Here is a 12,772-nt window from a genome sequence, read left to right as displayed (position 1 = left end):
AAGTGCCGCCGCGTCTGTCGCGACGGACCGGAATCCGGGGAATCAGCGCGTCACAGCTTCCCCAGGAAGTGATACGCGATCTCGAAGTGATCCTCGAACATCACGTTGCGCATCTGCGCGAATTCGTTGAGCGGCACCCAGCGCGCCTTGTCGGCATCGTCGCTGCCCTTCACGCGCGGCAGTTCGCCGGTCGGGAAGTTGAACAGGCACGCGTGCGTGATCGTGCGGCCGCGCAGCGAGCGGGCCGGATGATCGAACACCTGGCGATCCTTGATCGAGCCGCGCAGCACGGGCTCCGGCAGCTTCAGGCCGGTTTCCTCGCGCAATTCGCGGATGCACGCCGCGTCGAGCCGTTCGTCCTGGTTCACGAACCCGCCCGGCAGCGCCCACAGGCCGCGGCCCGGTTCGCTGCGCCGGCGCACGAGCAGGATATGGCCCGAGTGCACGACCACCGCGTCGACCGTCACGAACGTGACCGGATACGGTGCGGCCGACCATGCCTTGCGATACGCGGCGATGAATTCGGCCTCGGCCTTCAGCTGCGCGAATTGCGGCTGCGTGCGGAAATGCTCGAGCCAGCCGAACACGGGTTCCGGCACGGCCCATTGCACGAAGCTGTTGGTGCGTTCTGTGAAATACTGGTCGCGGATTTCGGTGGCGGAGATGTCTTCGGTCGCATCGACGTCGACGAGCTCCCATTGCGGGAACATCCGCAGGTAATACGACGTGGCGTCCTTTTCGTGGCCGATCAGCCCGACCTTGCGCTGCGCGACGTCGCCGAGCGCGGCGGCCACGGCATCCTGCACCCAGCGCACCCAGTCGCCGTCGTTGTACGTCGAATCCTGCACGGGCGCGACCGTCACGCGCTCGCGCTCGGACGGCTCGAGCAGCGAAGCCAGCATCTGGCAGCGCTCGTCGAACGAGAACGGATCCTTGATGGTGCGGGGCTTGTCGGTCGACCCGATCAGCACGCACACGCGCTCGGCCCGGCTCAGTGCCGACTTCAGCACGTTCAGGTGACCACGATGCGGGGGCTGGAAACGACCAATGAAAACGAGCGCGTCGAAGCGCCGGTTCTGTTGCGTACTCATGAGGCTCCCTCAAGAGATTGAAACGCTTCGGGTCTATCCCGAAGGCATGGAATCGATCGTAGGGGAATTCCCGCAGAAGGTCAATCGAGCACGCGCTCGACTTGACGAAGTCTGACGAAACGCGCGCCATTGGCGGGTTACACTCGATTTCATCCCAATCCGCGCCACGGCGCCCGCCATCATGAGGATCTCAGTCAGCCGGACCGTCGGCGTCGATCGCAGACGCCTCTTCACGTGGTCGCAGGACTACGCGCGGCGGCTCGTATGGGACAGCTTCCTCACCGACGCCTATCTGCTCGACGAAACGACGGCCGACGTCGGCGTCGACGCGTTCTGCCGCAGTCAGTCGGGCGCGACGATGGTGTCGCGCTACATCTCGTACCGCCCGCCGCAGGTCGCCGCCGTCGAAATGGTCGAAGGGCCGAAGGTGCTCCAACGCTTCAGCGGCAGCTGGAACTTCACCGAACACACGCCGGGTTCGACCGAAGTGAAATTCACGTACCACTTCCGCGCGCAGCCGTCGTGGCTGCGCTGGCTGCTCGAACCGCTGATCGGCGCGTTCTATCTCGTGCACACGCGCCGGCGCCTCGATTCGTTCAAGCGCTGGGCCGAAGCGGAGGCGTTGCCGCACTGAGTGTCGCTCACGCGATGCCGCGCGCCACCTGCTGCCGGACCTGCGCCTGCGTACCGAGCGCAGCGGCGATCGCATCGACCGCATCGGCCGCGCGTGCCGCGCCGCACATGAACGCATCGACGGCCGCGAAGCGATGCTCGGGCCACGTATGGATCGTGATGTGAGATTCGGCGAGCAGCACGACACCCGTCACGCCATGCTCGCCGCCGAAATGATGAAAGTGCGCACCGATCACGCGCGCGCCTGCCCGTTGCGCTGCTTCGGTCAGGATCGTTTCAAGCCGTGCGGCGTCGCGCAGCAGCGCCGCATCGATGCCGGCCAGGTCGGCCAGCACGTGCGAGCCGAGCATCGCACGCGGCGCGGCGAGACCGTCGCGCGCCGTCATTTGTGCGACCCGTACGACGAGTAGCCGCTGCGCGCCGACGAACTGCCCCAGCCGCTGCCACCCGACCCGCTGCCGCCGAGCGACGCGCAGCTGAACAACGTGACGACGACCAGTCCGTAAAGTCCGTAGAGGATGTAGCGCATTACGCGTTGCCCCCGTCCGACGCGAAACCCTTCCACAGCCATTCAGGCAGCCACAGCACCAGCAGGCCGACCAGCACGTAGACAGTGCGGCCGCTGAACGAGAACAGCGAGCCCATGTTGAAAATCACGAGGAGCGCGCTGAACACCCACGGCAGCGGCGCGAAACTGTGCGGGTGTTTCCCGCCGAACAGGCCCGTCGACGCGGTGGCGCCCGTCGCAGCCGCCGTCGCGAGCGCCGGCGTGCCGAAGCGCTCGGCCAGCGCGCTGCCCGACAGCGGTTGCGCGCGCGACCACACGATCTCCGCGGCGCTGCGCTCGCGCGTCAGCTTGTCCTTCTGCCAGCCGTAATCGATGATCGACGTGCGATCGCCCACCTGCACGCGCCAGTTGAACGCGCCCACCACGTAGACGACCTCCGATTCATACGCATCGCGCAGGCGGTAGGTCTTGCCGCCGTCGGTCACGTCGGACTCGCCGCCGATCGTCGGCCAATGGTCGAGCACTTGCACGCGTTCCCAGCGCCCTTCGCTCTGCACGAGCCACAGGAAGCCGCGCTTCGGGTTCAGCAGCAGGTATTCGTCCCACGTCTCTTCGTCGCCCGGCACGCCGCATCGCATCATGCCGATCACCGTGTACTTCACGCCGTCGAACGTGCCGATTGCACCGAGCTCCAACGCACCCTTCACCGATTCGAGCTTGCGCTGCGCCGCGAATACGGTCTGCTGCTCGGCCGTGCACTGCACGCCAGCATGACAATTGCCGCACACGACGTAATCGGCCACGTTCGGCGCATAAGACAGCGGCGCGCCGCAGCTCGGGCACGCGAACGGCACCATCTCCGCGCCGCGCTTCTCGCGCGTATCGGTCTCGGTATCGCGCAACCCGGTGAACGCGAGCGCGTCGAACTCCAGTGCCTCGCCCGTATAGACGGCGGGGCTCCCGCCGTTCGCATCGGCGTCGGAATAGTCGAAGGTCGCGAACGCGTTGCCGGTGCGCAGGTCGACGACGCGCGCTTCCCAGCCCGCGTCGACGCGGAACGGCAACTCGCCGTCGCCGCCCGTGCAGCGCGCGGTGCGCACGTCGGACACGAGAAACGCGCGGCCGCCGTGGTCGATCCGCATACCCGGTTCCAGCGTGCCGAACGCCGGCCACGCGCCGCCGGATGCGTCGTCGGGCTCGCGCACCGTGACCGCATACTGGCCCGACGCATCCGACAGCCAGCCGAACGCGCCGTCGTCGAACACGACGTACCACTCGCTCCACGCGCCGGCGTCGTAGGTCATCTGGAGGCGGCCGAGCACCGTGAACGCGCGCTTGCCGTAGCGTCCGGCCGTGCCGATCTGGATCGGCGACGCGTCGTCGAACACCGTGGCCAGCTCGCCGATGCGTTCGACGTCGGTGCCACGCTTGAGCAGCGTGCTGCGACAGAACGCGCAGACGGCCATCACCGCGGCCGCCGAGCGAAACTCGACCGGCGCGCCGCACTGGGGGCACGAAGTGCTGAACATGCGCGACGCTTACCGTGTGAGCTTCGCGAGGATTTCCGCCTTCGCGCGCGAATAGTCCTCTTCGGTCACGAGGCCCTTGTCGAGCAACGCCTTCAGTTGTTCGAGACGCTGCACGTAATCGGTTCCTTCGGCCGGCGCGGCCGGCTGCGCGGCGGCGACCGGTGCCGCAACGGGCGCGGGCGGTGCGGCCTGCGCCGGTTGCGCGGCGCCCGCGATCTGGCCGGCCATCGCCTGCCCGATCGCCGCGCCGGCCGCGAGCCCCGCGCCGACGCCCGCGATGCCGCCCGGGTTCTGCGCGGCCAGCGGGATCGCCTGTGCCGTCTGGTATTGCGTCGCGCGGGCGAGATCGCCGGCCATCCCCGCGCCGATCCGCAGGTCGAGCGCCTTCTGCAGCTCGGCCGGCAGCGATACGCTTTCGACCGCGAACGCATCGAGCGCGAGGCCGTAGCGCGTGAACACCGGGACCAGCGCCTCGGCGACGCGTTGCGACAGCAGCGTCTGGTTCGCGGCCATGTCGACGAATGGCACGTCGGCCGAGCCGAACGTCGTGCTCATCGCGGTGACGACCAGGTTGCGCAGCTGCTGTTCGAGATCGTCGACCGTGTACTGCGCGCGCGTGCCGCTCACCTCGCGGTGGAACGCGGCCGCGTCGACGATCCGGTATGAGTAGATGCCGAACGCGCGCAGCTGCACGAAGCCGAATTCGCGATCGCGGATCGTCACCGGCTGCGCGGTGCCCCAGCGCCGCCCGAGCTGCAGCCGCGTGCTGAAGAAGTAGACATCCGACTTGAAAGGCGACTGAAAGAACTTGTCCCAGTTCTTCAGATACGTAAGCACCGGCAGCGTGCGCGTTTCCAGCTTGTACAGGCCGGGCTGGAACACGTCGGCGACCTTGCCTTCGTTGACGAAGATCGCGACCTGCGTTTCGCGCACGGTCAGCTGGCCGCCGTACTGGATCTCCTGGTCTTCCATCGGATAGCGCCAGGCCAGCACGCCGTCGGTGTCTTCCGTCCATTGCAGGACGTCGATGAACTGCTTGCGGATAAACGAACCCAGACTCATGTCGGTCTCCTCGAGCGCGCGTGGCGCGTCAGGTCAGGCAGGCGGCATTGATGATGCCGACGACGAGCGACGCGGTGCCCATCAGGCCGCCCATCGCGACGTTGCGATCCTCGATCGCATGGTTCATGCCGGGAATCAGGCGGGTCAGCACCGCATAGGTGACGAGCTGCACAGCCATCGCGCCGACGGCCCACAGCATGACTTCGCCGAGCGTCGAGTTGTGCGCGATGCTGGAGGCGAGCGTCAGGCAGAAGCCGATCAGCGCACCGCCGAACGACAGCGTCGCGGCCGCGTTGCCGTCGCGGATCAGTGCCAGTTCGTCGAACGGGGTGACCTTCAGGTACACTGCCGCGAACACGAAAAGCAGCACGAACGCCGACAGCAAATGAACCGCATAAAGATAGGCACTATTCATTCTTTTCCTCGGATTTTGTGCTCGGTTCGCCGCCCCCTCGCCGGCCGGCCCATGGCCGGCCGCCCTACGGAAATCCGCGCCAGTATAGCCACATTGACGAGCCCTGCACAACGGACGCGCCATGCTGCATAAGCGCGCGCTCGTCCTGTCGATCCTCGTGCTCGCGTCGTGCGGGCTCGGCTACGAACTGATCAGCAGCGCGCTGTCGAGCTACCTGCTCGGCGATTCGATCCTGCAGTTCTCGTCGGTGATCGGCTGCTACCTGTTCGCGATGGGGATCGGCTCGTGGCTCGCGAAGTTCGTCGAGGATGACGACGTGCTCGACCGCTTCGTCGACATCGAGCTGCTCGTCGGCCTGCTCGGCGGCGTGTCGGCAGCGCTCCTTTTCGTGGTGTTCGCGTGGCTGGCCGCGCCGTTCCGCGCGGCGCTCTACGCGCTCGTGCTCGCGCTCGGCCTGCTGATCGGGATGGAGATCCCGCTCGTGATGCGCGCGTTCCAGCAGCGCCGCCAGGCGTTTCGCCATACCGTCAGCGAGGTGCTGACCTTCGACTATCTCGGCTCGCTCGCCGTGTCGCTGATCTTCCCGCTCGTGCTCGCGCCGCGTCTCGGCCTGTTGCGCACGAGCTTTCTGTTCGGGCTACTGAACGCATTCGTCGCGCTGTGGACCACGCACCTGTTCCGCGACGAGATCCGCAACGTGCGCGGCAAGCTGATGCGCGCGTCGCTCGTGATCGGACTGCTCGTCGCCGGCTTCGCGCTGTCGGACCGCATCACACACTGGGCCGAGCACGGCGTATACGGCGACGAGACGATCTATTCCGAAACGACGCCATACCAGCGCATCGTGCTCACGCAATGGCACGACGACATGCGGCTGTACCTGAACGGCAACCTGCAGTTCTCGTCGCGTGACGAGCATCGCTATCACGAGGCGCTGATCCATCCGACGATCGAGGCGCTGCCGTGGGCGAAACGCGTGCTCGTGCTCGGCGGCGGCGACGGCCTCGCGGTGCGCGAACTGCTCAAGCACCGCAACCTCGAACGGATCACGCTCGTCGATCTCGACCCCGCGATGACGAAGCTGTTCTCGACCTCCGCGCCGCTCGTGAAACTGAACCAGGGCGCACTGAAGGACCCGCGCGTGCAGGTGATCAACGACGACGCGGTGCGCTGGCTCGAATCGAATGCCGACGTCTACGACGCGATCGTCGTCGACTTCCCCGATCCGACCAACTTCGGGCTCGGCCGGCTGTATTCGGTGCCGGTGTTCCGGCTGCTCGCCCGCCACCTGTCGGAAAACGGCTATGCGGTGATCCAGTCGACGTCGCCGTACTTCGCGCCGCACGCGTACTGGACGATCATCGCCACGCTGCACGAAGCCGGGCTCAACACGTGGCCGTACCATTGCTACGTGCCGTCGTTCGGCGACTGGGGCTTCGTGATCGCGGGCAAGCGCCGCGACTTCGCCGTGCCAACGCGCTATTCGGTGCCGACGCGCTGGCTCGACGCGCAGACGGCCGCCGAGATGTTCCATTTCCCGGCCGACATGCCGGCGCTGCCGATGTCGCCGAACGAACTCAACGACCAGCCGCTCGTGCGCCGCTTCGACGACGACTGGAAGCACGTGCTGCGCTGATGGATCGCCGCACGTTCCTCCTCGCGTCCGCGGCCGCGTCGCTCGCCACGTGCGGCCGCACCGGCTGGATCGAGACGACGCCGCGCGTCGGCTACCCCGGCATGCGCGAAGGTCACGCGCTGCGAGATCACGCAGCGCTGCCACCGCCGTCCGGCACGATCGAGACCGACGTCGCGATCCTCGGCGCGGGCGCGGCCGGCCTGTCGTGTGCGTGGCAGCTTGCGCGCGCCGGTCACACGCGCTTCGTCGTGCTCGCCGGCCCCGAATTCGGCGGCAATATGGCCGGCGGCCGCTTCGGCGAGCTCGGCTATCCGAAGGGCGCACACTACCTGCCGCTGCCGTCGCTCGAATCCGCGCATCTGCGCGACATGCTCGCCGATCTCGGCGTGATCGAATCGGCGCCGTTCTCCGCGCACCCCGCATACGACGAACGCGCGCTCGTGCACGCGCCCGACGAACGGCTGTTCATCGCCGGCCAGTGGCAGGACGGCATCGTGCCGACGACCGGCCTCGACGACGCCGCGCTCGCGCAGCAAACACGCTTCTTCGCATACACCGACAGTTTGCGCACCGCGCGCGGCGCGGACGGCCGCAAGGTGTTCTGCATCCCGATCGCTGAATCGTCGCGCGATCCGCGCTGGCGCGCGCTCGACCGGCGTTCGTTCAAACAGTGGCTGCTCGACGAGCGCTACACCGCGAGCGCGCTGCACTGGTACCTGAACTACTGCTGCCGCGACGATTACGGCGCGGGCTACGAGCACGTGTCCGCGTGGGCCGGCCTGCACTACTTCTCGTCGCGCGGCGCTCACGCGAGCGATGCGGGCGACGGCGCGGTGCTGACCTGGCCCGACGGACTGCACACGATGGCGACGAAGCTGAGCGGCTCGATCACCGCGCGCACCGGCTCGAACGCATGGTCGCGGGACGGCTTCGCCGTTCGCGCGACCGAGCGCAACGGCGGCGTCGAGGTGCTGTGCGCGCGCGTCGCCGACGACGGAACGCTGACGACGTTCACGCTGAAGGCGCGGCGGGTCGTCAGCGCGATGCCGCTGTTCGTCGCGGCGCGCGTGTTTCCGCAGCTTCACGCATACGGCTTCGATCCCGTGCGCGACCTGCCGCCGCGCGCGCCGTGGCTCGTGTCCAATTTCCTGCTCGACGGGATGCCGGCCGAGGAAGCCGGCGTGCCGCTCGCATGGGACAACGTGGTCTACGACGGCGCGGGGCTCGGCTATGTCGTGTCGACGCACCAGCTGATCCGGATGTCGCCGCCGACGCGTTCGGTGTTCTCCGCCTATCAGGCGCTGAGCGCGCGCTCGCCGGACGACACGCGTCGCTGGCTCGCGCAGGCGAAACCCGACGCGCTGCGCGAGCAGGCGGCGATCGACCTGCAGGCCGTATACGGACGCGAGCTGTGGAAACATGCGACCGCGCTCGAGATCACCGTGCGTGGCCACGCGATGGCGACGCCCGACGTCGGTTTCCTGAGCCGGCCGGGGCTGCTCGCGCTGCGCGAGGCAGACGGCCCCGTCGTGTTCGCGCATGCGGACCTGTCCGGGCTGTCGCTGTTCGAGGAAGCGTCGTACTGGGGCATGCTCGCCGCCCGGCGCATGCTCGCCTGATTGCCGGCTCGCAACTCCCTGCGGCAGTGGTCATTTCGTCATTGCGGCGCCGCCGGCAACCGCTATAATCGCGCGACATTCCGACTGCATTGAGCAGGCCGACGGTGCGCGCCATGCACGCACCGCATGTCCTCCTCGACAACAATAATGACAAACCGAACCGTTCGACGCCTTCGCCCGTTCGTGCGCGCCGCCGCGCGCATGCTCGCGTGCGCCCCGCTGCTGGGCGTGCCGCCGGCGCTGCATGCGGCCGATGCCGCAAGCCCGGATACGCAACCGGCCTCCGGCCGCTACGTCGTCGTCGACACCGGCCATACGCCGGCCCACCCGGGTGCCACCGGCGCCAGCGGCCGCGTCGAATACCGGTACAACCTCGACCTCTCCACCGCCGTCGCGGAGAAGCTCGCTGCGCACGGCGATCGCGTGCTGCGCACGTCGGCCGACGGCCGCGAGATCGCGCTCGACCAGCGCTCGACGCAGGCGCCCGACGCGAACCTGTTCGTGTCGATCCATCACGATTCGATGCAGCAGCAGTTCATCGACGCGGGGCGGCAACGCGAATTCCGCGGTTTCGCCGTGTTCGTGTCGGAGCGCAATCCGCACTACGCGGAAAGCCTGCGTTGCGCAAAGGCGATCGCCGAGCGGCTGGTCGCGGCCGGCGAACGTCCGTCGCTGTATCACGCGCAGCCGATCAAGGGCGAGAACCGTCCGCTGATCGATCCGCAACTCGGCATCCACCGCTTCGATGATCTCGTCGTGCTGCGCACCGCGCCGATTCCGGCCGTGCTGGTCGAGGCCGGCGTGATCGTCAATCCCGACGAGGAAAAGCGGCTCGCGCAGCGCGAAACGATCCAGCGCCTCGCCACCGCGATCGCGAGCGGGATCGACGTCTGTACGGCGACCAGGTAAAGGTAACGCCCGATGGTTTCAACGGTTTTCACCCAGTGAGGAGGAGTCCCATGAAGAAGAAGAATCTGCTCGTATCCTGCGCGCTGCTTGCGCTCGCCGTGCCGTTCGCCGCGCATGCGGCCGGTTGCGGCAAACCGCGCAGCGCGTTCGACCAGGTGTACTGCAGCAGCAACGAGTTCTCGCAGCTCGACCGGGAACTGAACGACGAGTACGGCCGCGTGCGCAAGCAGTTGAGCGGCGACCAGCAGGCCAAGCTGAAGACGGGCCAGCTCGCGTGGATGAAGCAGCGCGACGACCGCTGCAGCGAAACGCGCGACGACGGCTATCTCGTGAACCTGCAATGCGCGATCGACTTCACGCAATCGCGCCTGTCGTTCCTGCGCGAACGCGAGCGCGAGTGCTCGAGCACGGGGTGTGTGACGGCGAAGCTCGCGGAGTAAGGGCTTTTTCGCATGCCGCGCCGCGAAGCGCTTTGCGGCGCGGCGTGTCGTGCCCTTGCGGTTCCGCCACTTCGGCACCGCGAAAGGAGCGGCGATGCGACTTAAATGCTCTGAAGTCCTCAATGATCTGAACACGATGAAGATCGACATCCGCGCCGCCACGCCCGACGATGCCCCGGCCATCGCCGCCATTCACGTCGCATCGTGGCTGGCCACCTACCCGGGCATCATGCCGGCGTCGTTCCTCGCCGGCCTGTCGGTCGAAAAGCGTACCGCTTCGTGGTGCCACGCGCTCGGCGCAGGACGGCCGCGTGTCGCGCTCGCCGTCGCGAAAAATGGGCCGACGGGCTGGATCGCCTACGGGCCGACGCGCGACACCGACAAGGATCGCACCTGGGGTGAAATCGAAGCGATCTACCTGCATCCATCGCATTGCGGGCAACGCATCGGCGCGGCACTCGTCGACCATGCCTGCCGGGCGCTGCACGACATGGGCCATGAATGGGTGTCGCTGTGGGTGCTGGTCAAGAACCATCGCGCCCGCGCGTTCTACGAACGCGAGGGTTTCGTCGCCGAAGACGACATCAAGACGTTCGAGATCGACGGTGCGCCGATCGACGAAGTGCGCTACTGGCGCGCACTGCCGAAGCGATCGTCATGACGGCATCGCTTCCGCCACCGCAAGCCGCGCCTGCATCAACTGCAGCAACGCGCGAATCTTCGCGTTGACGGAATTGCGGCTCGAATAGGCCGCCAGCAGTTCGAGCGGCGCCGGCGCCATCTCCAGCGGCACGCGCACCAGCCGCCCGGCAGCCAGCTCGGCCGCGCATCCGCGTTCGACGAGAATCGCGAAACCGATCCCGTTCACCGCCGCCAGACCCGCCATTTCCCCGCTATTGACGCGATACCGGCTGGTGACCGGAATCTTGTGAATCCGCCCGTCGCCGTCGGCGAACTGCCACGGCTGCCCTTTCAGCGTGCTCAGCGTCGTGATGCACGGCAACTGCCTGAGCTGCTCCGTCCGCGTCGGCATGCCCGTGCGTTCGATCAGCGACGGCGCAGCCACGACGACGCTCGGCAAGCTGACGAGCGGCCTGACGACGAACGCGCTGTCGTCCAGCCTTCCGCGATTGACGATGATCGACAGGTCGATATCGTCGCGCAGCGTCGGGACGCCCGCGAGGCGCGTGTCGCAATCGATTTCGACACGCGGGTGGCGGCTCGCGAATTCCGCGACGATCGGCCCGAGCATACGCGGCCCGATTTCGCCGGGCACGCATAGCTTCAGCACGCCGCGTAATTCCGTCTGCTGCGAGGTCAGTTCGAATTCAGCATGCGTCAGCGCATCGAGCATCGGCTTTGCGCGCTCGTGCAACAGGCGTCCGGCCTCCGTCATGCGCAAGTGCCGCGTGCTGCGCTCCAGCAGCCGCACGCCGAGCCTCGATTCCAGCTGCGCCACATGGCGGCTCACGTTGGAACCGGGTATCGACAGCACGCGTGCGGCGCCGGCAAAGCTGCCTTCGTCGACGACCGACACGAACACGCGCACCGCGTTCAGATCCAGCTTGCTGCGCATCATTATCCCGTTTCAGGTATCAAAGCTCGCCGTTTTTCGCGGCTTATCCCGTTCGTGACCGTAAATTACGATGTGGATCCAGTCAAGGCGCGGCCGCCGGCACGAATCCGCGCCGACGCGAGCACGCGCACGCACCTACCGGAGCATCAATATGGATATCGCCATTCTCGGCGCCGGCGTGGCCGGCATGAGCACCGCGCTTGCGCTTGCCGGGCACGGACATCGAATACGGGTCTACGAACGCAGGCCGTCCGAGACGACGATGGGCGCCGGCGTCGTCCTATGGCCGAATGCCTGCTTCGTGCTCGAGCAGCTCGGCCTCCTGCCCGACATCGTCGAAGTCAGCGGCCACCTGCGCGCGATGCGGTGCATGGACCGGCATGGCACTCCGTTCAAGCACGTCGATATCGGCGAACTCGACCGACACATGGGTTTTCCGACGCGCGCGATACTGCGGCGCGACCTGCAGGCCGTGCTGGCCCGACACGTCGCGGCACACGACATCGACGTCCGCTTCGGCCACTGTGCAACAGCCATCGACGCCGGCCCCGACGGCCGCGCCGTCGTTCATTTCGACAACAGCGCGACGATCGCCCCCGATCTCGTGATCGGCGCGGACGGCCGCATGAACTCCGTCGCGCGACGCCATGTGGCCGGGGACGCCACACCCGTCTATCAGGGATTCGTCAACTGGATCGGTGTGGCGCACGGCGACGTGCCGCTGGTCGACGACGTGTCGATATTCGACTACTGGGGCCAGCGCGAACGATTCGGCATCGTCGCGCTGGACCGACATCGCATGTACTGGGCGGCGGCCCGGGCCGAGGCCGAATTCGACGACAGTCGCTACGGCGACGATGCAGCGCCGGATGATCCCGGCTCCCTACTCGAACGTCTGTTCGATGGCTGGCCGGCTCCCATCGCGGAGGTGATGCGCGCAACGCCACCCAACACGATCGCGAAGATCCACGTGCACGATCTCGATCCGGTCGATGTATGGCATCGCGGCAATGTGCTGCTGATCGGCGATGCCGCGCACGCGCCACTCCCCACCTCCGGACAGGGCGCATGCCAGGCACTCGAAGACGCGTGGCATCTCGCCCAATGTCTCGACGAGCATGGCAAAGGCAACGGTCGCGGCCTCGACGCCGCACTCGTGGCGTTCACGCTGCGCCGCAGCCGTAAAACCGCGACGATCACGCTGCGCGCACGCGAGTTCGCTCACCGGTTGTTCGGCAACGACATGCACGAAGCCGCGCGACAGGTCGATCCGATCGCCGAAATGGAAGCGCTCGCGAACGCGTGGGGAGCGGGCCTGCCGATGATGCAGGGGCGAGATCGATAAGAGCCGGAC

14 protein-coding genes are annotated in these 12,772 nt (G+C 67.3%); 7 read left to right on the top strand and 7 right to left on the bottom strand.

Annotated elements, in window-relative coordinates:
* Positions 1–50 precede the first annotated feature (50 nt).
* Complete coding sequence (locus WS66_RS03255; protein WP_059600113.1) at positions 51–1,091, bottom strand: bifunctional nicotinamide-nucleotide adenylyltransferase/Nudix hydroxylase; 1,041 nt, start codon at positions 1,089–1,091, stop codon at positions 51–53.
* 181 nt (positions 1,092–1,272) lie between these two features.
* Between WS66_RS03255 and WS66_RS03250 the strand changes: the two genes are divergently transcribed.
* On the top strand, positions 1,273–1,725 hold the full coding sequence (locus WS66_RS03250) for a type II toxin-antitoxin system RatA family toxin (protein WP_059600114.1): 453 nt from the start codon (positions 1,273–1,275) through the stop codon (positions 1,723–1,725).
* Positions 1,726–1,732: 7 nt separating this feature from the next.
* Here the strand turns inward: WS66_RS03250 and speD are convergent, their stop codons facing one another.
* The 5 genes from speD to WS66_RS03230 are packed head-to-tail and all read right to left on the bottom strand — an operon-like array spanning position 1,733 to position 5,238.
* The gene (speD, locus tag WS66_RS03245; RefSeq protein ID WP_059600115.1) at positions 1,733–2,110 is read right to left on the bottom strand and encodes an adenosylmethionine decarboxylase; all 378 of its coding nucleotides are present in this window, start codon (positions 2,108–2,110) and stop codon (positions 1,733–1,735) included.
* Positions 2,107–2,253 carry a hypothetical protein gene (locus tag WS66_RS34010; protein ID WP_014898738.1) on the bottom strand — a complete coding sequence of 49 codons (147 nt, stop codon included), beginning with the start codon at positions 2,251–2,253 and terminating at the stop codon, positions 2,107–2,109. Before WS66_RS34010 ends, speD begins: the two co-directional genes overlap by 4 nt.
* The gene (locus WS66_RS03240) at positions 2,253–3,761 is read right to left on the bottom strand and encodes a DUF4178 domain-containing protein (protein WP_059600116.1); all 1,509 of its coding nucleotides are present in this window, start codon (positions 3,759–3,761) and stop codon (positions 2,253–2,255) included. Before WS66_RS03240 ends, WS66_RS34010 begins: the two co-directional genes overlap by 1 nt.
* A 9-nt stretch (positions 3,762–3,770) precedes the next feature.
* Entirely contained in the window at positions 3,771–4,823 is a 1,053-nt protein-coding gene (locus WS66_RS03235) for an SPFH domain-containing protein (RefSeq protein ID WP_059600117.1), read from the bottom strand.
* 28 nt (positions 4,824–4,851) lie between these two features.
* Positions 4,852–5,238, bottom strand: a complete 387-nt coding sequence (locus WS66_RS03230; RefSeq protein ID WP_059600118.1) for a DUF350 domain-containing protein — start codon at positions 5,236–5,238, stop codon at positions 4,852–4,854.
* Between the two features lie 121 nt (positions 5,239–5,359).
* Between WS66_RS03230 and WS66_RS03225 the strand changes: the two genes are divergently transcribed.
* The 5 genes from WS66_RS03225 to WS66_RS03205 all read left to right on the top strand — a co-directional run bounded on the left by WS66_RS03225 (position 5,360) and on the right by WS66_RS03205 (position 10,503).
* Complete coding sequence (locus tag WS66_RS03225) at positions 5,360–6,874, top strand: polyamine aminopropyltransferase (RefSeq protein ID WP_059600119.1); 1,515 nt, start codon at positions 5,360–5,362, stop codon at positions 6,872–6,874.
* Complete coding sequence (locus WS66_RS03220) at positions 6,874–8,493, top strand: NAD(P)-binding protein (RefSeq protein ID WP_059600120.1); 1,620 nt, start codon at positions 6,874–6,876, stop codon at positions 8,491–8,493. The genes WS66_RS03225 and WS66_RS03220 overlap by 1 nt, the downstream gene beginning before the upstream one ends.
* Before the next feature lie 147 nt (positions 8,494–8,640).
* Positions 8,641–9,402, top strand: coding sequence for an N-acetylmuramoyl-L-alanine amidase family protein (locus WS66_RS03215; RefSeq protein WP_059600121.1), 762 nt, complete (start codon positions 8,641–8,643; stop codon positions 9,400–9,402).
* 50 nt (positions 9,403–9,452) lie between these two features.
* A complete protein-coding gene (locus tag WS66_RS03210) occupies positions 9,453–9,842 on the top strand; it encodes a lysozyme inhibitor LprI family protein (RefSeq protein ID WP_059600122.1) in 390 nt (129 codons plus the stop codon).
* A 136-nt stretch (positions 9,843–9,978) separates the two neighbouring features.
* The gene (locus tag WS66_RS03205; RefSeq protein WP_257792072.1) at positions 9,979–10,503 is read left to right on the top strand and encodes a GNAT family N-acetyltransferase; all 525 of its coding nucleotides are present in this window, start codon (positions 9,979–9,981) and stop codon (positions 10,501–10,503) included.
* Here the strand turns inward: WS66_RS03205 and WS66_RS03200 are convergent.
* The gene (locus tag WS66_RS03200; protein WP_059600320.1) at positions 10,498–11,418 is read right to left on the bottom strand and encodes a LysR family transcriptional regulator; all 921 of its coding nucleotides are present in this window, start codon (positions 11,416–11,418) and stop codon (positions 10,498–10,500) included. The genes WS66_RS03205 and WS66_RS03200 overlap by 6 nt on opposite strands.
* 151 nt (positions 11,419–11,569) lie before the next feature.
* On the opposite strand from WS66_RS03200, the gene WS66_RS03195 reads away from it, so the two are divergent.
* Positions 11,570–12,763 (top strand): FAD-dependent oxidoreductase, encoded by a 1,194-nt coding sequence (locus WS66_RS03195; RefSeq protein ID WP_059600123.1) that lies wholly within the window; start codon positions 11,570–11,572, stop codon positions 12,761–12,763.
* Positions 12,764–12,772: the final 9 nt, after the last annotated feature.

Source organism: Burkholderia sp. LA-2-3-30-S1-D2 (genome assembly GCF_001523915.2).
In the GTDB taxonomy this organism is placed as follows: Bacteria; Pseudomonadota; Gammaproteobacteria; order Burkholderiales; family Burkholderiaceae; genus Burkholderia; species Burkholderia diffusa.
This window is presented reverse-complemented; position numbering and strand designations above follow the sequence as displayed.